We start from the raw sequence: 20,427 nt of genomic DNA on the forward strand, positions 1-20,427 counted from the left end.
CGTCGTCCTCGGTCAGCGCAGGCGGCCCGCTCCGGCGCCCCGGTCGACGAGGGCCGGGACGGCGCGCGGGTGGTCGATCCTGGTGCGCAGGGTCGGCGTCCAGCCGGCGCCCGTGGTGAGCTGCTCCGCGGGGACGCCCGCGTTGTGGACGGCGACGAGGTCCGTCCGGCGGCCGTTGACGTAGTTGTCCGCGGCGGTGAGCGAGGACTCGGACCACTTCTTGAGGATCTTCGCCTGGTCGAATCCGGCGCCGAGGGTGAACGCGTTGTGCTCGGCGACGAGCTGGGACTTGGCACCGATGCCGTACGTGTAGCCGTAGACGCTGCCCGTGGTGGCGACGAAGTGGTTGTTGTAGGAGTCGACCTGTCCGAAGCGGACACGGGGGGCGCGCTCGTTCACGTCCTTGAAGAGGTTGTGGTGCAGGGTGACCCGGAGCTTGCCGGTGTCGGTCGCGCCGGCCCCGTCGCTGTTGCCGATGAGCATCGTCTTGTCGTGGTCCTTGAGGACGTTCCACGAGACGGTGACCAGGTCGGCGCCCTTGACGATGTCGAATAGCCCGTCGTGCTGCTGGTACAGCTCGTTGAAGTAGCGGGGCTGGCCGGCGTCGGGGCGGTCTCCGTCGCTGAAGGTGTTGTGGTCGACCCAGACGTGGTCGGAGCCGTAGACGACGAGGTTGTCGTACTCGGAGTTCCAGTGGCCGGTTTCACCGTCCGTGGGGTCCCACTGGGGGAAGCAGTCGTAGGTGTCCTCGAACGAGATGTTCCGGACGATGACGTTGGAGACGTTCTGGATCTGGAGGCTGGCGCCGATGACCGTCGCGTCCTTGCCGACCCCGACGAGCGTGGTGTTGGACGGGACGTAGACGTTCACCGCGGCCTTCTGCAACGTGGCGGACGCGAGCCGGGCGTCCTCCAGGGGGCCCGACGGGACCTCTGCGCGGCCCCAGGTGGCCGGGTCGTAGGCGGCGAGGTACTTGTCCAGGGTGTAGCCGTCGGTCTGGTACGCCTCGCAGTCGATCGGGGTGCCCTCGGCGTCGGAGTTCCCGTGTACGGTTCCGTCGATCTTGATGATCTTCGGCGCGTCGCCCGCGTCCTCGAAGGCGGCGATGAGTTCGGCCCGGTTGCTCACGGTGTAGATGTGGTCGGGTGTTGCGGCGGCGCCACCGGTGGTGGAGCCCTCGGCGGCGGCCCAGCCGTCGCCCTTGGCGAGGACGGCACGGTCGACGCCCTTGTGGTGGCCGGAGCCGCCCGGGTGGCCGGTGGCCTGGGCGGGGACGGACACGGCGAGCGCCAGGGAGGCGCAGCCCATCACCAAGGCAATGGCGCGGGCATGACAGATGCGTGCGGGCATGGCGGATCCTTCGGTGGTGAGGAGGGAGCTGTGAAGTGAGGTGAGGAGAAGCGGGGCGGCCGGGGTCAGGCCTGCGGCCAGGTGATCCACTCGAGCGGGATCGCGGAATCGGTGCGGCGTACGTCGCGCGGGGCGAGTACCTGCCCGGCCACGAGGGCCCGGGCGACGAGCCGCGCGGCCTCGACGGCTCCGCGGGGCCGGAAGTGCGTGTTGTCCTGTTGCCCGTCGGGGTAGTTGGGCGACTGGCCCGGCTCCAGCCAGTTGAAGTACGCCAACGTGCCGTCGGGGCCGAGCTCCTGCCAGCGCGCGAGCGTGAGCGCCTGGAGGTCGAGCAGGGGTACGCGCTCCTCGGCGGCCAGCGCGCGCATCGCGGCCGGGTACTCGCCGTGGCTGGGCTTCGCCGTGCCGTCGGCGGCGAAGCGGCGGCGCTCGACCGGGGTGAGCAGGACCGGCCGCGCCCGGCGGGACCGCGCACCGCGCACGTACTCGCGCAGGTAGTCCTGGTAGGTGGTGTACGGGTCGGTGCCCCGGGCCGGATCCTCGGTCTTCTCGTCGTTGTGACCGAACTGGATCAGCAGGAGGTCGCCCTCGCGGACCCCCTCCAGCAGTGCGGCGAGCCGGCCCTCGTCGATGAAGCTCTTCGAACTGCGGCCGTTCATCGCGTGGTTGGCGACTGTCAGCGGGCGGCCCAGGAAGAACGGCAGGGCCATCCCCCAGCCGGTCTCGGGTGCCGCGTCGGCGTACTTCTGCGCGGCCGTCGAATCGCCGGCGATGTGCAGGGTACGGGGGCGGGGGCGGCCGCCCGGGCTGTGCGCCGCCGCTGCGGTGCCGGTGGCGAGTACCAGGGGCAGCGCGGTGACGGCGGCGGCGACGGTCTGCCTGCGGGTGAGTGACACGGTGAAGCTGCCTCTCTCATGGATGCGTAGCGGTGCGTACGCGGGCGTACGGCGGTACGGAGTGCAGGAGGAGAGGGGACCGGCGGCGGGACGCGACCCGAACCGCCGCCGGTCCCCGGTCACCGGGGTGTCGGCCTGGCGAGCAGCCGATCAGCCGTTGCCGATCTCCTTCCACTCCTTCTGGGCCTTGTTCAGCTCGTCCGCGATCTTGTCCAGGAAGGCCTTGGCCGTGACCTTGCCGAGCAGCAGCTTCTGGAACTCGGGCTCGTTGTCCGCCTTGCTGATGTTGTTCCAGTCCGGCAGGTAGTACGGCAGCTGCACGATCTTGGTGGAGCCGTCGGTGAGGGCCTTCGCGGCGAGCTCGGTCGGCTCGGCGGCGCTGATCCACGGGTCCTTGGCGGCCTCGGTGTTGGCCGGAATGGCGCCCGCGGACTCGTTCCACTTGCTGTTCGACTCGTGCGAGGCGGCGAACTCGATGAACTTCCAGGCCGCCGTCTTGTTCTTGCTCGCCCGGAACATGCCGAGCCCGTCGACCGGGTTGGAGACCTGGACCCGGGTGCCGCTGTCACCGATCGGGTTCGGTATGCCGGCGAACTTCTCCTTGCCCAGCGCCTTCAGGTGGTCCTGGTAGGAGCCGAGGTTGTGGCTCAGCATGCCGATGGTGCCGGTGTCCCACTGGGCGACCATCTTGGTGAAGTCGTTGTTGAGGTCGGCGGCGGGTGTCGTCTTCTTGTACAGCGCCACGTACTTCTCCAGCGCGGCGACGTTCTTCGGGTCGTTGAGCGTCGTCTTGTCGCCGCTCCAGAACTCCGTGATGCCGGACTGGCCGTACGACGCGTCGATCGCCTGGGCGATGGAGCCGGCGCCACCGCGGATGGTGTAGCCGAACTTGTTGTCCTTGGAGTCGGTGAGCTTCTCGGCCGCCTTGTAGAAGTTGGCCCAGGTGGTGGGCGCTTCGAGGCCCGCCGCCTTGAACAGGTCGGTGCGGTACCAGAGGGCGCCGTTGTTGGCGGAGGTCGGCACGGTGTACATGTCGTCGCCCCGGCCGCCCGCGTCCTTGACGCTCGCGACCATGCCCTCGACGAGCTTGCCGTTGAGAGCGGAGCCCTTGATCCGGTCGTTGAGCGGTTCGAGGGCCTCCTGCGAGACCATGTTGGCCAGGTAGGCGGTGCCCACGCCACCGACGTCCGGCAGTCCGCCGCCCGCGGTGGCCGTGTCGTACTTGGACTGCACGTCGGCGATCGGGATCGGCACGTACTTGACCTTGATGTCCGGGTACTTCTTCTCGAAGTCCTTGATGATCTCGGTCCAGATGGCGGTGCGCGGACCACCGTTGTTGTCCCAGAAGGTGATCTCACCCTTCCCGCTGCCCTCGGTACCGGTCTTGCTGCCGTCGTCACCGCAGGCGGTCGCCGTCAGGGCGAGCACCGCCGCGAGGGACACCGCTGCCGCGGCACGCCCCCGCTGCGTCTTCGAGATGGTCATGGTCGGCTCTTCTCTCTCGGTTCTCTGTTGTGTCGTGCGCACTGCATGGGGGGTGTGCCGAACTCCGGGATTCAGCGGTGGGTGCCCTGCGGCGCCCAGCCGTCCTCGCCCCTGAGGTAGTCGGAGACCTGGTGGTGTGCGGCGTCCGCGTCGGACATCTGCGGACGGTCCGCGGTCACCGCGGCGCCGGGCCCGTGGGTCCGGTACTCGGTGAACCGGGCGTCCTGCCACGGGAATCCGCCCATCTCGCTCCACGGCGTGGCCTTGACCGCCGCGGGCAGGAGGGTTTCGCGGATCAGTACCTGGCCGACCGCGTCGGGGTTGCCGCTCGGGTGCCAGGGCCGGCCGAGGTGGAAGGTGTCCGCGGGGGCGTCGCTGATGATCCGGCTGCGGGTGATCAGGAAGCCGTACGGGTTGTCCTTCCACGTCGAGGCGGCCGTGATGTAGCCGTTGTTGGTGGCCGAGCCACGGCTCAGCGCCTTGATAACGGAGTGCTCGACGACCGTGGTGGCGCGGCCGTAGATGAAGTCGACGTCGCCCTCGATGTAGACGTCCCTGAGGTACACCCGGGCCTTCTGGGTGAGGACCGGGGTGTCGGTCATCAGGGTGTCCTGGTTGCCGAGGAAGGCCGTGTTCTCGAAGGTCAGCCGGTCGCCGGTGGTCTTCACGGCGAGGGCCTGCTCGCCGCTCAGCTCGACGGCGGCCTCGTCGAAGTCGTTGGAGAAGGTGAGGTTGCGGGCGCTGAAGTCGTGTCCCTCGACGACGACGGTCGCGCTGCCCCAGGAGCCCTGGGTGGTGCCGTCCGGCTTGAGTTCGCCCTGCGGGGTGTCGAAGACGACGAGCGTGTCCGAGCGGCTCCTGCCCGTGCCGACGAGCGAGACGTACGGCTGGTTCTTCCCGATCCTGACGTGCTCGCGATAGGTGCCGGGGGCGATCCGTACGGTGATCCGGCCGTCGTTGCCCTGCGGCACCGCGTCCACGGCGGCCTGCACGGTGGCGTACGCGCCGGGGACCCGGAGCACGGTCTCGGTGCCGATGTCCTTCTGCGGACCCGCGTCACGGGTGACCAGCTTCGGCACGTCGGCCGCGCGGTCCAGGTGGTACGGGTAGAAGTCGCGCGGGTCGAAGGCGGTCCCCCAGGCGTCCGTGCGGCCCGTGGTGTTCTTCAGGATCGAGCCGCGCTGGACCAGCTCGGCCGTGGCGTCCGCCTGGTACGGGTGCTGGACGTCCCGGTAGTAGCTGTTCTCGATGACCATCTTCGTGGCGCCGCGCGCCCAGTTTCCGTACGTCCACACCGGGTCGCCGTCCGCGACCTGCGCGGAGAGGTAGTTGTTGTAGAGGTGGGCGTAGGCGCAGTTGTCGGCGGAGGGGTTGCGCTGCTTGGTGCCCTCGAACCAGTTGTGGTCGAGGGTGATCTGCGTCTTGACGTTCTCGGTCCAGCCGATGCCGAACGCCTTGTTGTGGTTGCTGAAGTGGTTGTACGAGACGGTGATGTACTCGCTGTCCTTGCGGATGTCGAGCAGTCCGTCGCCCATGTGCGTGAGGCGGTTGTGGTCGATCCAGATGTGGTCGACCGAGTCCATCTGGATGGCGTCGAAGTCGGTGGTCTTGCCGTCCCAGTCGCCGTCGACGTACGAGTCCCGGATGGTGAGGTTGCGGATGATGACGTTGTGGGTGCCGGGGTTCAGGTGCAGTTCGCCGTGGACGATCTCCCCGGTGTCGCCGACGCCGACGATGGTCTTGTCGGAGGCCACCACGATGTCGTGGCCGAACGGTTCGACGACGACGGCTCCGGCGACCCGGATGACGTAGGGCTCCGGCGCCGCCGCGTACGCCGCCAGGTCGGCCTGGGTGGAGACCGTGACGACCTTGCCGCCGCTGCCTCCGGTGGTCCCGCCGGCCAGGGAGGCGAAGCCGTGCGGGGTGTCGGACCAGGTGTCGTGCGCTGCGCCGGGGCCGGCCGGCTGTGCGGCGGCGCCGGCCGAGGGGGCGGACGGGACGAGGAACGCGGCGGCCAGGGCGAAGGCCGCGGCAAGGGTTCGTGCTCTGGTGCGCTTGTTGCTCAGGTGCATCGATGCGGCTCCTGTACATGCGGATCAGGCAGGGCGGATGTGCTCCGTACGGGTCATGCGGTGGTGCGGAATCCGGTGAAGCAGGCCGTCCCGGCCGGCCCCGTCCCGGGCGGTGCGGTGGCGAACAGTCCGAGCAGGGCCCCGACCCAGCGCCACGGCGTCGCGGCGAATACCTGGCCCGAGGGCTGCCATCCGGTCCCGTCCCCGGTGTCGGCGAAGAAGCGGCAGCGGGCGCCGGGGGTGACCTCGATCCGGAGCCGGACCCTGCCCTCGGGGGCCGGCCTGCCGTGTGCGGCGTCGCGTTCGTGTTCGGCGACCGTCTCGGCGTACCGGTGCACGAGCCGGATCCCGCCGTCCGTACCGTCCGCCGACCGCTCCAGGCCGATCCAGCTGAACGCGTCCCCGAGCACCGCGAGACCGGCCTTGGCCCCCGCCACCTCGCTGCCGAGGGCGAGCTCTGCCTCGACGGTGAACGTCTCGGCGGGCAGCCGCTGGACCAGCACGTTGGGCAGGGCCCGCAGATCGTGTGCGTACGCGGTCCGTACGCAGCTGAGCCGCAGCCCGTCCCCGCCGTGCTCGACGGTCCAGCCGGGGCGCGGATTGGCGGTCCACTGCCACTGCCTGCCGTACCGGCCGCCCGGGAAACTGTCGCCGGCGGCCGGGGCGGCGGCGGACTGCTCGGGCGCGGATGGTTTGGTGTGCACGGAGACGGGCTCTCCCCCGTCGCCGATGACCGGCCAGCCGCCGTCCTCCGCGTCCCAGCGCATGGGCTGGAGGTGGACCACCCGCCCGTACGCCCCGCGCTCCTGGAAGTGCAGGAACCAGTCCTCACCGGCCGCGGTCGTGACCCAGCCGCCCTGGTGCGGCCCGTTGACCTCGGTGCGGCCCTGCGCGAGGACGACGCGTTCCTCGTACGGCCCGAAGAACTCCCGGGAGCGGAAGGCACCCTGCCAGCCGGTCGTGACCCCGCCGGCCGGGGCGAGGATCCAGAATTCGCCGTCCCGCCGGTAGAGCTTGGGGCCCTCCAGGGTGAACCAGCCGGGGATCGTGTCGGCGTCGATCAGGGTCTTGCCCTCGTCGAGGAGTTCCCGACCGTCGGGGCTCATCCGGTGACCGGTGAGCCGGTTCTTGATCCCGGAGCGGGACTTGGCCCAGGCGTGCACGAGATAGGCCTCGCCGGTCTCCTCGTCCCAGAGCGGGCAGGCGTCGATCAGTCCCTTGCCCGCCTTGACCAGATGGGGTGCGCTCCACGGGCCGCGGATGTCCTCGGCGTTGATCTGCTGGATGCCGTGGTCGGGGTCGCCCCAGAAGATCCAGAACCGTCCGGCATGGTGTCGCAGCGACGGCGCCCACACCCCGCAGTCGTGGCGGGGCACGGCGAAGTCTGCGGCCGGCTCCAGCCGGTCCAGGGCGTGGCCGATGAGGGTCCAGTTGACGAGGTCGCGCGAGTGCAGCAGCGGCAGTCCGGGGACCCGGCCGAAGCTGGAGGCCGTGAGGTAGAAGTCGTCGCCGACCCGCACCACGTCGGGGTCGGACCAGTCGGCGTTCAGCACCGGGTTGCGGTAGGTGCCGTCACCGAGGTCGGCGGTCCAGGGGCGCTGCCCGGCCGCGCTCACGCGGTCACCGCCCGGCGGACGTAGGCGGCGGCCTCGGCACGGTCGAGCCGGCCGTCCGCGATGACGGTGACGACCCGGCGCACGATCGTCGCGCCCGCCGGGACGGGGAGCCGGTGGGCGGCGGCGAGGGAGGAGCCGACGCCCGGGTACTCGGTGGTCCGCACGAACCACGGGTCCCGGCGGGTCTCCTCGGTGGCCCCGGCGAAGACCAGGGTCCAGCCGTCACCGCTCATCGCCACCCAGTCGGCCGCCTGCCCGTGCACCGCCTCCTCGCCGTCCGCGGACCCGCTGAACACGGTGGGCGCCGATGCCTCCTTGGGGGCGCGCCAGAAGAAGCCGCCGTATCCGGCGCCCGGCCGGCCGTTGGTGGCGGGGCTGCCGATCGACAGGTCCGAGGTGCCGCGGTTGGTGAGCGAGAAGGAGAAGTCCAGGGCCCAGGCGGCCTGGGAGAGTTCGGCGGTGGCGACCGTGCGGTGCTCCCGCAGCAGTTCGGTGTCGCCGGCCTCCCAGCTGAGCTCCTCGACGAATCCGTCCGGGTCGCGGAGCTTCCAGCCGAGGTGGCGCTGGACGCCGTGGTTGTCCAGCGCGGTGGGGCCCTGGTCGCGGACGAAGGTGCGGCCGCCCCAGAAGTTGTGCCCTGCGACGTCCGGGACGGCGACGGAGGTGCCCAGGTGGTGGAGGTGGTCGGCCGGGCGCTCCTCGGTGACGGGGGTGCCGGCGAGGGTGGTGACCGGGTGGAGGTAGGGGCGGCCGTCGGCGGCGGGGAGGTAGGTGTAGCGGCCGACCGGGCGGCCGGCGCAGCTCAGCAGTGCGGTGGTCGTCACGATGAACTCACCTCGGTGGTAGGTCCTGTCTGGGGTTCCGGCGCGGGAGAAGGAGCGGCGTCCGGTGCCGTCGAATCCAAGGCGGAGGAGGGAGCCGACGCGGAGGGGGCCCCTCCCATGCCATTGAGGCCATGGGGGAGTCGGCGACTGACGACAACGCCGGAGGCGGCGGTGCCGGACGCCGCGACGCCGCGGGGGAACTCCAGACAGGACCTGAGCGCCCAGGGGACGCCGAGTTCGGAGAAGAGCGTGAGGGTGTCGGCGCCCGCCGCGACCAGTCCGTCGATCCCGCGCACCACCCGGCGGGGGGCGGCGGAGGCGGTCGCGGTGTACCAGGCGTCGGCCGGCAGCGCGAGCGGCTCGGGGGCGGTCCGTACGGCCTCGACGACCTCCATGAACGCGCCGGTGCGGTGCGGCGGTACGAGCAGGGCGGCGTCCCGCACCAGGTGGTCGACGAGGTTCTCCAGGAGGTCGGTCCTTCCGTGCACCGCCTCCTCGGGGCCGTGTCCGGCGCGCTGGACGAGGACCCGGTCCTGCTTGTACCAGAAGGTGATCCGGCCGCGGTCGCCGTGGACGATCACATAGGGCTCCCCGGCCTGTTCCGCGCAGAGGGTGACGGCGGCGGTGACCGGGATCCCGGCCGTGGTGGTGATGCGTACGCAGGAGGTGTCGTCGGCCTCGATGTCGTGGGCGCGGAACAGCTCGGTCTCGACTCCGGCGACGTCCTGGGCCGTGCCGCTGCCGGCGAGTTCGAGGGCGGTGGCGACGGCGTGGGCGAGCGGGTTGGTCAGGACCCCGTCGACGACGTCGGTGTCACCGATCCGGCGCCGCCCGGCCCAGGGTGCCCGCCGGTAGTAGGCCTCGTCCCGGACCCAGGCGCCCGCGGCCCCGTAGCCCTGGACGGTGCCGATGGCGCCGGTGCGCACGAGCTCGCGGATGGCGGGCACGGCGTGCGAGCCGAAGGACTGGAAGCCGACCTGGCAGGCGATGCCGGCGTGCTGCACCCCGGCCAGGATCCGTCCGAAGTCGGCGCGGGTCGCGGCGGGAGGCTTCTCCAGCAGGAGGTGGACGCCGCGGCCTGCGGCGGTGAGCGCCAGTTCGGTGTGGGTCTGGATCGGGGTGCAGATGACGGCGGCGCGGGCCCCGGTGGAGTCCAGGAGCGCGCCGAAGTCAGCCGACTGCTCGGGGAGTTCACCGGCGAAGGCGTCGAGTTCGCCGTCGTCGAGCGGCTTCAGCTCGCAGACTCCGGCGAGCCGGACGAGGCCCTGGTGCTGAAGGCGGCGGATGTTGGCGAGGTGCCAGCGCCCGTGGCCGCGGGCGCCCGCGAGGACGATGGGCAGGGGGGTCGGCCGCGTACTCATCCGATCCTCCCCGCTCCCGCCGCGCGGGCCACGTCGGCGGCGGCGCGGGCGGCGGTATCGATCGGGCCGTGCAGGGCGGGCGTCCAGCCGGCGTCGGTGGCCAGGTCCTGCTCGCTGCCGGAGTTGTAGGCGTTGTAGATGGAGACCAGGTCGACCGGGTATCCGTTGAACTCGGTGCCGCGCTGCTGGAGCAGGCTGCCGTTCCAGCTCTTCACCAGGTCGGCGACCTCGACATGGCCGGGGGTGGTGAAGGCGTTGTTCTCCGCGATGATGCGGGACTCGGTGGAGACGCCGAGGGAGTAGCGGTACTCACCGTCCGCGGGGACGGTGTAGTGGTTGTTGTAGAGGTGGACCTGGCCGAAGCGGACACGCGGGGCGCGCTGCACGACGGAGTCGAACTCGTTGTGGTGCAGGGTGACGCGCAGCTTGCCCCGGTCGGTGGTGACACCGTCACCGTTGCCGATCAGCATCGCCTTGTCGTGGTCGGCGAACCGGCTCCAGGAAACGGTGACCAGGTCGGCGCCGTTGGTGATGTCGAGCAGTCCGTCGTGGCGCAGGTAGTTGCGCCCGAAGTAGGTGGGCTCGCGGTCGTCGGGGTGGCCCTTGTCGCTTGCCGTGACGTGGTCGACCCAGACATGGGTGGCGCCGCGCAGCCACAGCGTGTCGTAGGCGGTCTTCCAGTCGCCGAGACCTCCGGTGTTGGGCTGCCAGGCGGGGAAGCAGTCGTAGGCGTCGCGGAGTTCGAGGTTGCGCACGATGACGTTGTCGGCGTCCCTGACCTGGAGGCTGCCGCCCTTGATGCCGGCGCCCCGGCCGAGGCCGACGAGGGTGGTGTTCGAACCGATCAGGAGCTCGACCCGTTCGGCCTGCCGGGCGGCGGACGCCTTGCGGGCGTCCTCCTGGGGGCCGGTGGGCTTGGCGCCGCCCCAGGTGGCCGGGGCGTAGGCGGCGAGGTACGCCTTCAGGCCGTATCCGCCGGTCGTGTAGTCGGCACAGTCCAGGGGGCGGCCGCGGTCGTCGGTGTTGGCGTCGATCGTCCCGGCGATCTTGATGATCTTCGGTACGGAGCTGCCGCCGTCCAGCGCTGCGACGAGCTGGGCGCGGTTGCGCACGGTGAAGACGTGGGCGTCGTCGGCCGTCGAGCCGCCGGTGGTGCCGGGGCCGTCGGCGGCCCAGCCGTCACCGTCGGCCAGGACCTCACGGCCCAGGTCCCGTGCGGGGGCGGCGGGCGGCTGCGCGGTGGCGGCCTCGGCGCCCGGCTGGAAGGTCAGGCCCGCCAGGAGGAGGGTGAGCGCGGCGGCGGTGCGGCGCACCGGTCGCGTGCGGAGTGCGGTCATGTGCGTCAGCCCTTCACGGCGCCGGCACTGAAGCCGGTGATCAGCCACTTCTGGATGAAGGCGAAGACGATCACCACGGGGACCGCGGCGATGACACCGCCCGCGGCGAGCGCGCCCAGGTCGACGCTGTCCGCGCCGATGAGGGTGTTCAGGCCGACCGGGATCGTCTGCTTGTCCTGCTCGCTGAGGAACATCAGGGCGAACAGGAAGTGGTTCCAGCTGTGCACGAAGGCGAAGGAGCCGACCGCGATGAGCCCGGGGCGCAGCAGCGGCAGCACGACCGCGCAGAAGGCCCGGAAGCGCGAGCAGCCGTCCACCCAGGCGGCCTCCTCCAGGGTGGCGGGCACGTTCTTGATGAACCCGCTGATCAGGATGATGGAGAGCGGCAGCTGGAAGACCGTCTCGGCGATGACCACGCTCCCCAGGGAGTTGATCAACTGGAGGTTCTTGAAGATCTCGAAGAGCGGTACGAGCATCAGTGCGCCCGGGATGAACTGCGAGCAGAGCAGCGCCAGCATGAAGGCGTTCTTGATCTTGAAGTCGAACCGGGCGAGTGCGTAGCCGCCGGCCAGTGCGACGAGCGTCGTACTGACCAGGGTGCAGACCCCGACGATCATGCTGTTCTGGAAGAAGAGGGCGAAGCTGCGCTCGTTCCAGACCTTGGAGAAGTGCTCCCCGGTCATCGGCCAGGGCACCAGCGAGGTGGAGCCCGAGGGGCGCACGGCGAACAGGAACATCCAGTAGAACGGGATGAGGGTGAAGACGAGGTAGATGCCGAGGGGTACGTAGATCTGCCAGCGCGGCACGTCGTCGAAGGCGCGTTCGCGGCGGGGCTTGGCGCGCCGGTGCGCGGAAGGGGGGCGGCTGTCCCGGACGGGCGGTCGTGCGGCGTCGGTGCCGTTCTTCTCGGCCAGTGCGGCAGTCACTTGTGGTCGCCTCCGAACTTGCTCAGGCGCAGATAGACGATCGAGCAGAAGAGGAGGATCACGAAGGCGACGGTGGTGAGCGCGGAGGCGTACCCGAAGTCGTGGCCCTCGATGCCGGTGTTGGCGACGTAGAGCGGCAGGGTGGTGGTCTCGCCGGCCGGTCCGCCACCGGTGAGGGTGTAGAGGAGGTCGACGTTGTTGAACTCCCAGACACCGCGCAGCAGTGTGGAGAGGATGATCGCGTCCCGCAGGTGGGGCAGGGTGATGTGGAAGAACTGGCGCATCCGCCCGGCGCCGTCGACGGACGCCGCCTCGTACAGCTCCTTGGAGACGGACTGCAGGTCGGCGAGGATGAGGATGGCGAAGAAGGGCACTCCGCGCCAGAGTTCGGCGACGGTCGCGGCCCAGAAGACGGTTCCGGTGTCGGAGAGCACCGAGGTGCCGTAGTCGCCGATCCCGGCGTCCGCGAGGTAGCGGCTGAATCCGGTCGACGAGTTGTAGAGCAGGATCCAGATGGTGCTGGTCAGCACTCCGGAGACGGCCCACGGCGAGAAGACCATGGCGCGGGAGATGCCGCGGCCGATGAAGCTCTGGTTGACGATCAGGGCGAGTGCGAGCCCGAGGGTGAGCTGGAGCGCGACCTGGACGACCACCCACTGGGCGCTGAAGCCCAGCGTCGTCCAGAACTGGTCGTCGTCGGTGAAGATCCGGGTGAAGTTGTCGAAGCCCGCGAAGCCGTTCCGCCACGGCTTGGTGACGTTGTAGTTCTGCAGGCTGTAGTAGAAGACGCTGACCACCGGGTAGGCGATGAAGCCCAGCATCAGCAGCCCCGCGGGGGCGATCAGCAGATACGGCAGTCGGCGGGGGCTCGCGGAGCGGCGTTTGGGCACCTTGGGCGGTGTGGCCACAGCGGCGGCTTGGGCCATGACACGTCTCCGTTCTCTCAGGTACGGGGTGCGAGGTGGTGCTGGGAGGTGCTGTGCGTACTGGTGCTGCGTACTGATGCGTGTAGTGCGCAAGCGCTTGCCGCATGGTGTTCGATATGCCGAACGGGGCGGGGCGCCGGAATTCCGGTGGGCCGTTCAGCCGGCGTACGGGTCGGGCACTTCTCCCGGCCGGGCCAGGAAGGCGAAGTCGCAGCCGGTGTCGGCCTGGGTGATCTGGTCGTGGTAGAGCGCCCCGTAGCCGCGCTCGTAACGGGTGGCCGGCGGCGTCCACTCGGTCCTGCGGCGCGTCAACTCCTCTTCCGTCACGTCGAGATGGAGCAGGCGCGCCTCGACGTCCAGGGTGATGGAGTCACCGGTGCGGACCAGCGCGAGAGGTCCGCCGACATAGGACTCGGGCGCGATGTGCAGCACGCAGGCCCCGTAACTGGTGCCGCTCATCCGGGCGTCGGAGATCCGCACCATGTCCCGCACACCCTGCTTCAGCAGATAGTCGGGGATCGGCAGCATGCCGTACTCGGGCATGCCGGGACCGCCCTTGGGTCCGGCGTTGCGAAGCACCAGCACATGGTCCGGGGTGAGGGCCAGCGCCGGGTCGTTGATGGTGCGCTGCATCTCCTCGTAGTCGTCGAAGACGACCGCGGGGCCGGTGTGGCGCAGCAGGTGGGGCTCGGCGGCTATGTGCTTGATGACCGCCCCGTCCGGGCAGAGGTTGCCGCGCAGCACCGCCACGCCGCCCTCATCGGCCAGGGGGTTGTCGCGTTCCCGGATGACGTCACTGTTGTGCACGAGTGCGCCGTCGAGCTGTTCGCGCAGGGTGTCGTGCGCGACCGTGGGCCGGTCCAGATGCAGTACGTCGGTCAGCCGGGCCAGGAACCCGGGCAGTCCGCCGGCGAAGTGGAAGTCCTCCATGAGGTACTTCCCGCCGGGGCGCAGATTGGCCAGCACCGGGACGGTGCGGGCGATGCGGTCGAAGTCGTCGAGGGTGAGCTTGATGCCGGAGCGGCCGGCCATCGCGATCAGATGGATGACGGCGTTGGTGGAGCCGCCGAGCGCGAGGACGGTGGCGACGGCGTCCTCGTACGCCTCCGCGGTGAGGATCGTCGACAGCTTCCGCTGCTGCCACACCAGTTCGACGATCCGGAGGCCCGACTGCGCGGCCATCCGGTCGTGACCGGAGTCGACGGCCGGGATGGAGGAGGCACCGGGGACGGTGACGCCGAGCGCCTCGGCGGCTGCGGTGAGGGTCGAGGCGGTGCCCATCGTCATGCAGTGGCCGGGTGAGCGGGCGAGCCCGTTCTCCAGTTCGTCCATCTCGCAGTCGCCGATGAGTCCGGCCCGCTTGTCGTCCCAGTACTTCCACATGTCGGTGCCGGAGCCCAGCACTTCGTTGCGCCAGTGCCCCGGCAGCATCGGCCCGGCGGGCACGAAGACAGCCGGCAGGTCGACGGAGGCGGCGCCCATCAGCAGTGCGGGCGTCGACTTGTCGCAACCACCCAGCAGCACCGCGCCGTCGACGGGGTAGGAGCGCAGCAGCTCCTCCGTCTCCATCGCCAGCATGTTGCGGTAGAGCATCGGGGTCGGCTTCTGGAACGTCTCCGAGAGGGTGGAGACCGGGAATTCGAGCGGGAAGCCGCCGGCCTGCCAGACACCGCGCTTGACCGCCTGCGCGCGGTCGCGCAGATGCACGTGGCACGGATTGATGTCGGACCAGGTGTTGAGGATCGCGATGACCGGCTTGCCGAGGTGCTCCTCGGGGAGGTAGCCCAGCTGGCGGGTGCGGGCCCGGTGGCTGAAGGAGCGCAGCCCGTCGGTGCCGTACCACTGGTGACTGCGCAGCTCCTCGGGGGCGATGCGGCCGGTCATATGGACCACCCCGCGACCTGGTCGGCGACCTCGGCGCGCTGCGCCTCGGGCAGCACCCGGCTGGGCGGGCGCACGTCGCGGCTGCACAGGCCGAGCGAGGCCAGGGCCTCCTTGACGACCGTCACGTTGTTGGCGGACTGCCGGTCGGCGCGCAGCTCCTCGAAGCGGCGGATCTGCTCCCAGACCTTCATGGCGGCCGGATGGTCGCCGGCCCGCAGCGCCTCCAGCATGGCGATCGAGACACCGGGGGCGACGTTGACGAGACCGGAGGTGAATCCGGTGGCACCCGCGGAGAAGTAGGCGGGGGCGTACAGCTCGGCGAGACCCGCGACCCAGACGAAGCGGTCCAGGCCCGCGTCCCGGGCGAACGCGGCGAAGCGTGCGGCGTCCGGAACGGCGTACTTGACGCCGATGACGTTGGGGCAGCTGTCGGCGAGGACCGCCAGGCATTCCCCGTCGAGGTGCGGGTTGCGGATGTAGGGGACGACACCGAGCCCGGGGACGGCCTCGGCGATGGCCCGGTGGTAGTCGATCCAGCCGTCCTGGGAGATGTACGGGTGCACGGGCTGGTGCACCATCACCATCTCGGCTCCGGCGTCGCGGGCGTGCTCGGCGGCGGCGACGGCGGTCGGCACGTCGTGCCCGACACCGACCAGGATCGTGGCACGGCCGCCGGCCTCGTCGATGGTCAGCTCGGTGACGGTGCGCCGCTCCTCGGGGGTGAGCGCGTAGAACTCCCCGGTGTTGCCGTTCGGGGTGAGGATGCGTACGCCGCCGTCGAGCAGCCTTCGCAGCAGGGCGCGGTGCGCCGCCGTGTCGATGGTGCCGTCCCCGGCGAACGGGGTCACCGGGATCGCCACGACATCTGCGAGGGCCGCCTTCAGCGGTGTGAGGTCCATGCGGACAGGCCTTTCGTCGGTGTGCTGCTGGTTCACGCCGCGTCACCCCCGTCTTCGTCGTCGGGGAACGCACGGCGCACGAACGACGCGATGTGGTCGTGCAGAGCCCCGGCCGCCGCGTCCGCGTCGTCGGCGAGCGCGAGCCGCAGGATCTCCCGGTGCTCGGCCGCCTCCCGCTCCCACGACGGGATCGTCGACCACGCGACCGTCGACACGAGCGCGGCCTGGTCGCGGACCTCGTCGAGCATCCGGGCCAGCAGCGGGTTGCCGCACGGGAGGTAGAGCGCCCGGTGGAAGTCCCGGTTGGCGAGCGACCTGTCGGCCTTGTCGAGCGCCGAGTCGGCGCGCTCCAGGGCCTCCTGGGCCTCGTCGAGCGAGGCCTTGCGGGTGATGGAGCGGCGCAGCGCCTCCGGTTCGAGCAGCAGCCGCACGTCGTACACCTCCCGGGCCATGGACGCGTCGACCAGCCGCACGATGGCGCCCTTGTACTGGCTCATGACGACCAGGCCGGTACCGGCGAGGGTCTTGAGCGCCTCACGGACGGGGGTCTTGGACACCCCGAACTGCGCGGCGAGTTCGGTCTCGACGAGCGCCTGCCCTGGTCTCAGCTGCGCCGTGAGGATCGCGTGCTTGATCGCCTCCAGCACGTACTGGGTGCGGGACGGAATCGGGGTGGGCGCAAAGGTCATGAGTGAAGGGCTCTCGCATCTCGCGTATCGCGTCTCATATATGACGTACGAAGTACGACGCGATGAAGCTAGAGGCGCCGCGAATGTTTCGTCAACGCTTCTGACAGAAGAAATTCACCGGACTACGACGTGTGCCCTACACCGATCTCGGTGGCGGGCCGCCCGGCCCAGCGGGCCTACGGCATCCGCCCGATGTCCCGCAACTGCCTTACCGGCCAGCCTGATCACCCAACGAAAGTGCAGGTCAGGGAGGTTCGGTGGAGGCAATGGCAGGGTCGGCGACCAGGCGGGTACTGCGGGACCGGACGGCCGGGCTGTTCCTCGCGGCGGTCGTGGTGTCCGGTTTCGGCAGCTCCGCGATGTCACTGGCCGCCGGGATCTGGGTCAAGTCCCTTACGGGCTCCGACAGTCTCGCGGCGCTCGCCCTCTTCGCCGTCTGGCTGCCGGTGCTCTTCGGGCCGGCCCTCGGCACGGTGGCCGACCGGCTGCCCAGGAAGCCACTGCTGGTCTGGTCGAACATCGTCATGGCCCTGCTGCTGACCACGCTGACCGCGGTGGACTCGGCAGGACGGATCTGGATCCTGTTCGCGGTGCTCCTGGTGTACGGGACCGGTCACGTCCTGATGGACGCGGCCGAGTCGGCCGTGGTCGCCCAGGCCGTGGACGCCCGCCTGCTGGGCGACTTCAACGGCTTGCGGATGATGGCGAACGAGGGCATGAAGCTGGTGGCCCCGCTCACCGGCGCGGCGCTCTGCGCCCGCTTCGGGGGCGGCGCGGTGGCCCTGCTGGACGCGGTCTCCTTCGCGCTGGCCGCGGGGCTCTACGCACTGCTGCGCGTACGGGGGCCGGCCCCGGCGACGGAAGGTGGCCGCCAACGGTCCTCCGGGATGCGGCAGGTGTGGGGGTCGCCGGTGGTGCGGCCGCTGGTGCTCGCCGGAGCGGTCACGATGCTGTGCGCAGGGCTCAACGGGGCGGCGCTGTACGCCGTCGTGGACGGGGTGCTCGACCGCTCGCCCGCATACGCGGGTGTGCTCTCCGCGGTGCAGGGCGCCGGGTCCGTCACGGTCGGGCTGCTGGCCGGACCACTGCTGCGGCGACTGTCGGAGCGGGTGTTCACGGCTGCGGGGATCACCCTGTTCGCGGTGGCGGTGGGCCTGCGGGCGCTGCCGTACGACGCGGTGGCACTGGTGGCGTGCGGCCTGATCGGGATGGGCCTGCCGTGTGTGCTGATCGCCGCGATGACGGCGGTGCAGCGGGAGACCCCGGACGCGGTCCTGGGCCGGACGGCCGCGACCGCGGGCACGCTGATGATGGCGCCCAACGCGGTGGCGCTGGCGCTCGGCGCGGGACTGGTCGCCCTGGTGGACGTGCGGGTGCTGCTGCCACTGGTGGGCGCGGCGGCACTGCTGACGGCGGCATGGCTGGTCACGGGCCGGCGGGAGAAGGTCCCCCGCCGGCCCGCGTGCGTCAGCGGCTGAGGCGTGAGAGCCCTGCTGCGACGGCCTCGAGATCCGGGTCCGAGGCCAGCCCCGCGTGGTACAGGCGCAGTTGGTTCGCGCCGAGCGAGGCCGCGTGGGCGGCGTCGCGCTCCAGCGTGCCGGGGCTGCCGCCCATCCCCCGCACCACGGTGAGGTTGGCCGCGACGACGCCCCCGCGGCCGGCGAACGGGCCGAGCACCGCCTCGCGAACCGCGTCACCACCGGTGCAGGGCAGCACCACGCCGTCCGCCACGGACAGGATGTGCTCCGGGTCGACGCCCACGTTGGCACCGGAGCGGTACGGCGCGGGGTCGGCGTGCAGCAGCACCTGGAAATCAGGCGAGGCCGCCGCCCTCACCGCGGCGACCACCGACTCCTGGAGTCCGCGGGCCACCTGGGTGCGCCACCGGAGAGTGGCGGCGGCGAGATCCGCACCGAGCAGCTTCTCGATGCCGTCCCAGCCCGCTTCCGGGGCGCCCGAACCGGACCACACCGGCTCCAGCGCGCGGCGCACGGCCAGGCCCAGATCCTCGGCGTCCAGCCCCTGACCGCCGTATCCGGCCCGGCAGTCGGGACAGAAGCAGAGCGACATCAGGTACTGCGCCGCGTCACCGAGGCCGACGCCCGCGATCTTGTCGTGGGCGTGCAGATGCGCGAAGCCGTACCAGCCGCACGACTCCAGTTCGGTGCCGCGCGCCCCGTCCCGTACCGCCGCCTCCGCGGCCAGGTCCACCAGATACGCACGGACCGCGGGCTGCGCGATGCAGGGGGCCCAGGGGTAGCGGTCCCCGTAGGCGTTGACCACGGAGGTGTCGGGGTGCTCCGCGCCCAGCCGGGAGTTGTGCGCGAGCACGACCCAGCTGTGCACGTCGAGCCCGGCGGCGGCCAGCGCCTCGGCGGCCTCCGCGTAGGCGTCGGCCGATTCCACCCAGGACTGCGTGTACGGGCGCAGCCCGCGCCCCGCCCACCGGGCGGCGTCCGGCGGGTAGAGCACCGCGGCGTGCTCGGCCGTGACGATGCGGCGGGCGGGATGGCGCGGGGTCAGCGCGCGGGTGGAGTGGTAGGCGGCGGCGAGCGTCACCTGCTGGACGCCGAGGTCCGCGACACGGGCGGCCCCGTCCGGATCCCCGACGATGTCCCAGGGGTAGAGGAAGGCGGACGTCTTCACCCGCGCTCCCCCGCGCCGCTGCGCTCCAGCAGCCCGCGGCCGGCTTCGATGATCTCCGTCAGCTCCTTGATGTGCGCGGCCGGCGGCTCGGTGAGCGGGGTGCGCACCTCGCCGACGTCCAGGCCCTGGAGGCGGACGGCCGCCTTGACCAGCGAGACGGCGTAGCCGCGGCCCTTGGCCCGCAGTTCGACGAGCGGGCGGTAGAAGGTGTCGAGCAGCGCGTTGACGAGATCGTCGTCGCCGGACTCCAGGGCGCGGTAGAAGGCCAGTGCGATGTCGGGTGCGAAGGCGAACACGGCCGAGGAGTAGAGCGTGACGCCGATGCCCCGGTAGGCGAGACCGGTGAGCTCGGCCGTGGGCAGCCCGTTGAAGTAGAGGAAGTCCTGGCCCGGCAGTCCGGTACGGACTGCGCTGACGATGCGCTGCATCAGGTCGAGGTCGCCGTAACCGTCCTTGAGACCGATGATGCCCGGCGTCTGCGCCAGCGCGACCACGGTCTCGGGGGTGAAGACGGCGTTGTCGCGCTGGTAGACGATCGTCTCCAGGCCGGTGGCGGCGGCGAGCGCCGTGTAGTGGGCGAGCAGCCCCTCCTGGTCGGCGAAGACCAGGTACGGGGGCATGGCGAGGAGGCCGTCCGCGCCGGCCTCCTCGGCGAGCTTCGCGAACTGGACCGCAAGGGCGGTGCCGTATCCGGCGCCCGCCACGACGGGCACCTCACCGGCGGTCTCCTCGACGGCCGCGCCGACGACGAGGCGGAATTCCTCGGGCGTCAGGGCATGGAACTCACCCGTCCCGCAGCAGGCGAAGACGGCCGCGGCACCGGCGTCGACGCCCGCGCGCACGTGCGCGCGGAAGGCGTCCAGGTCGACGGAGCCGTCCGGCCCGTAGGCGGTGACGGGGAAGAAGAGCGGCCCGGCGACAGCGGTGAGTCGGGCGGCAAGTGGGGCTGAGGTCACGGGCGCTCCCTGAGCGGTTTCAGGCGTGCACAATTCTGATTGACGTCCATATTCATGAACGCCTTCACGCTAGAGCAGCGGCTCACCAGGGTCAAGGCGAGTACGGAGCGGGTACCCCGCGGGGGCGCCGTGTCCCGGTGATGGGGTTCCAGGCCCCTCCGGGGCGTCTCCTCAAACGCCGAACGTTCCGCGGGTACGCGGCGTGACCCGGGTATCTGTTCGTCGTCCTGCGGGGACTCCCCTGCACGGCCCCGGACCCGGCCGCCGTGCGTCTGCGGCAGCAGTACCACCGGCGTGCACACGCGGGCGGGACCGGGTGGGGACGTGCAGGGGAGTCCCCGCAGGAAATGGCGTACGACCCGGGTCCACCGCGTCACCGGGTGAACACGCCATTTCCGAGGAGACGCCCCGGAGGGGCCCCGCCCCCACCCACCGGGCAGGCGCACCCCCGCGGAGGACCCGCACCAAGCCCGTCCGGCGCTTGAGGACGGAACCCCGCACCCGGGGACCGGGCGAGCAACAACCCCTTGACGCAACCGCACACGCTCCGTAACTTGTCC

15 protein-coding genes and 1 pseudogene are annotated in these 20,427 nt (G+C 71.0%); 1 reads left to right on the forward strand and 15 read right to left on the reverse strand.

What is annotated here, in order from left to right; genetic code table 11:
* Window positions 1–12: 12 nt before the first annotated feature.
* The 13 genes and pseudogenes from SH922_RS08910 to SH922_RS08970 form a co-directional block, all read right to left on the reverse strand.
* Window positions 13–1,350, reverse strand: a complete 1,338-nt coding sequence (locus SH922_RS08910) for a polysaccharide lyase family 1 protein (protein ID WP_393056703.1) — start codon at window positions 1,348–1,350, stop codon at window positions 13–15.
* A 65-nt stretch (window positions 1,351–1,415) separates the two neighbouring features.
* A complete protein-coding gene (locus SH922_RS08915; protein ID WP_393056705.1) occupies window positions 1,416–2,246 on the reverse strand; it encodes a rhamnogalacturonan acetylesterase in 831 nt (276 codons plus the stop codon).
* A gap of 150 nt (window positions 2,247–2,396) precedes the next feature.
* The gene (locus SH922_RS08920) at window positions 2,397–3,731 is read right to left on the reverse strand and encodes an ABC transporter substrate-binding protein (RefSeq protein WP_393056707.1); all 1,335 of its coding nucleotides are present in this window, start codon (window positions 3,729–3,731) and stop codon (window positions 2,397–2,399) included.
* A gap of 71 nt (window positions 3,732–3,802) precedes the next feature.
* Window positions 3,803–5,803 (reverse strand): pectinesterase family protein, encoded by a 2,001-nt coding sequence (locus SH922_RS08925; RefSeq protein ID WP_393056709.1) that lies wholly within the window; start codon window positions 5,801–5,803, stop codon window positions 3,803–3,805.
* 53 nt (window positions 5,804–5,856) lie between these two features.
* Window positions 5,857–7,419, reverse strand: a complete 1,563-nt coding sequence (locus SH922_RS08930; RefSeq protein WP_393056711.1) for a family 43 glycosylhydrolase — start codon at window positions 7,417–7,419, stop codon at window positions 5,857–5,859.
* Entirely contained in the window at window positions 7,416–8,243 is an 828-nt protein-coding gene (locus SH922_RS08935; protein ID WP_393056713.1) for a PmoA family protein, read from the reverse strand. Before SH922_RS08935 ends, SH922_RS08930 begins: the two co-directional genes overlap by 4 nt.
* Window positions 8,244–8,458: 215 nt before the next feature.
* A pseudogene (locus tag SH922_RS08940) lies at window positions 8,459–9,604 on the reverse strand (Gfo/Idh/MocA family protein); the annotation flags it as partial.
* Window positions 9,601–10,941 carry a polysaccharide lyase family 1 protein gene (locus SH922_RS08945; RefSeq protein WP_393056715.1) on the reverse strand — a complete coding sequence of 447 codons (1,341 nt, stop codon included), beginning with the start codon at window positions 10,939–10,941 and terminating at the stop codon, window positions 9,601–9,603. The gene SH922_RS08945 and the pseudogene SH922_RS08940, both read right to left, overlap by 4 nt.
* Window positions 10,942–10,946: 5 nt before the next feature.
* A complete protein-coding gene (locus tag SH922_RS08950; RefSeq protein WP_393056717.1) occupies window positions 10,947–11,867 on the reverse strand; it encodes a carbohydrate ABC transporter permease in 921 nt (306 codons plus the stop codon).
* Window positions 11,864–12,793 (reverse strand): carbohydrate ABC transporter permease, encoded by a 930-nt coding sequence (locus tag SH922_RS08955; protein ID WP_393056719.1) that lies wholly within the window; start codon window positions 12,791–12,793, stop codon window positions 11,864–11,866. The genes SH922_RS08950 and SH922_RS08955 overlap by 4 nt, the downstream gene beginning before the upstream one ends.
* A 156-nt stretch (window positions 12,794–12,949) precedes the next feature.
* Window positions 12,950–14,677, reverse strand: coding sequence for an L-arabinonate dehydratase (araD, locus tag SH922_RS08960; RefSeq protein WP_393056721.1), 1,728 nt, complete (start codon window positions 14,675–14,677; stop codon window positions 12,950–12,952).
* Window positions 14,674–15,576, reverse strand: a complete 903-nt coding sequence (locus SH922_RS08965; RefSeq protein WP_393063500.1) for a dihydrodipicolinate synthase family protein — start codon at window positions 15,574–15,576, stop codon at window positions 14,674–14,676. The genes araD and SH922_RS08965 overlap by 4 nt, the downstream gene beginning before the upstream one ends.
* Before the next feature lie 32 nt (window positions 15,577–15,608).
* Entirely contained in the window at window positions 15,609–16,265 is a 657-nt protein-coding gene (locus tag SH922_RS08970; protein ID WP_393056723.1) for a GntR family transcriptional regulator, read from the reverse strand.
* 266 nt (window positions 16,266–16,531) lie between these two features.
* On the opposite strand from SH922_RS08970, the gene SH922_RS08975 reads away from it, so the two are divergent.
* Window positions 16,532–17,743: an MFS transporter gene (locus SH922_RS08975; RefSeq protein ID WP_393063501.1), complete on the forward strand. Its 1,212-nt coding sequence runs from the start codon at window positions 16,532–16,534 to the stop codon at window positions 17,741–17,743.
* Here SH922_RS08975 and SH922_RS08980 read toward each other — a convergent pair.
* Together SH922_RS08980 and SH922_RS08985 are read right to left on the reverse strand one after the other, a co-directional pair.
* Window positions 17,733–18,911 carry a hypothetical protein gene (locus tag SH922_RS08980; RefSeq protein ID WP_393056725.1) on the reverse strand — a complete coding sequence of 393 codons (1,179 nt, stop codon included), beginning with the start codon at window positions 18,909–18,911 and terminating at the stop codon, window positions 17,733–17,735. The genes SH922_RS08975 and SH922_RS08980 overlap by 11 nt on opposite strands.
* On the reverse strand, window positions 18,908–19,867 hold the full coding sequence (locus SH922_RS08985; RefSeq protein WP_393056727.1) for a 5-dehydro-4-deoxyglucarate dehydratase: 960 nt from the start codon (window positions 19,865–19,867) through the stop codon (window positions 18,908–18,910). Before SH922_RS08985 ends, SH922_RS08980 begins: the two co-directional genes overlap by 4 nt.
* Window positions 19,868–20,427: the final 560 nt, after the last annotated feature.

The sequence above is a fragment of the Streptomyces sp. LN549 genome (assembly GCF_043203805.1).
Lineage (GTDB): Bacteria > Actinomycetota > Actinomycetes > Streptomycetales > Streptomycetaceae > Streptomyces.

Bases quoted from the DNA above. Each gene is read 5' to 3' on its own strand.
- SH922_RS08910 (WP_393056703.1), bottom strand. From the start codon at position 1,350: ATGCCCGCACGCATCTGTCATGCCCGCGCCATTGCCTTGGTGATGGGC.
- SH922_RS08920 (WP_393056707.1), bottom strand. From the start codon at position 3,731: ATGACCATCTCGAAGACGCAGCGGGGGCGTGCCGCGGCAGCGGTGTCC.
- SH922_RS08925 (WP_393056709.1), bottom strand. From the start codon at position 5,803: ATGCACCTGAGCAACAAGCGCACCAGAGCACGAACCCTTGCCGCGGCC.
- SH922_RS08945 (WP_393056715.1), bottom strand. From the start codon at position 10,941: ATGACCGCACTCCGCACGCGACCGGTGCGCCGCACCGCCGCCGCGCTC.
- SH922_RS08955 (WP_393056719.1), bottom strand. From the start codon at position 12,793: ATGGCCCAAGCCGCCGCTGTGGCCACACCGCCCAAGGTGCCCAAACGC.
- araD (WP_393056721.1), bottom strand. From the start codon at position 14,677: ATGACCGGCCGCATCGCCCCCGAGGAGCTGCGCAGTCACCAGTGGTAC.
- SH922_RS08965 (WP_393063500.1), bottom strand. From the start codon at position 15,576: ATGGACCTCACACCGCTGAAGGCGGCCCTCGCAGATGTCGTGGCGATC.
- SH922_RS08970 (WP_393056723.1), bottom strand. From the start codon at position 16,265: ATGACCTTTGCGCCCACCCCGATTCCGTCCCGCACCCAGTACGTGCTG.
- SH922_RS08975 (WP_393063501.1), top strand. From the start codon at position 16,532: ATGGCAGGGTCGGCGACCAGGCGGGTACTGCGGGACCGGACGGCCGGG.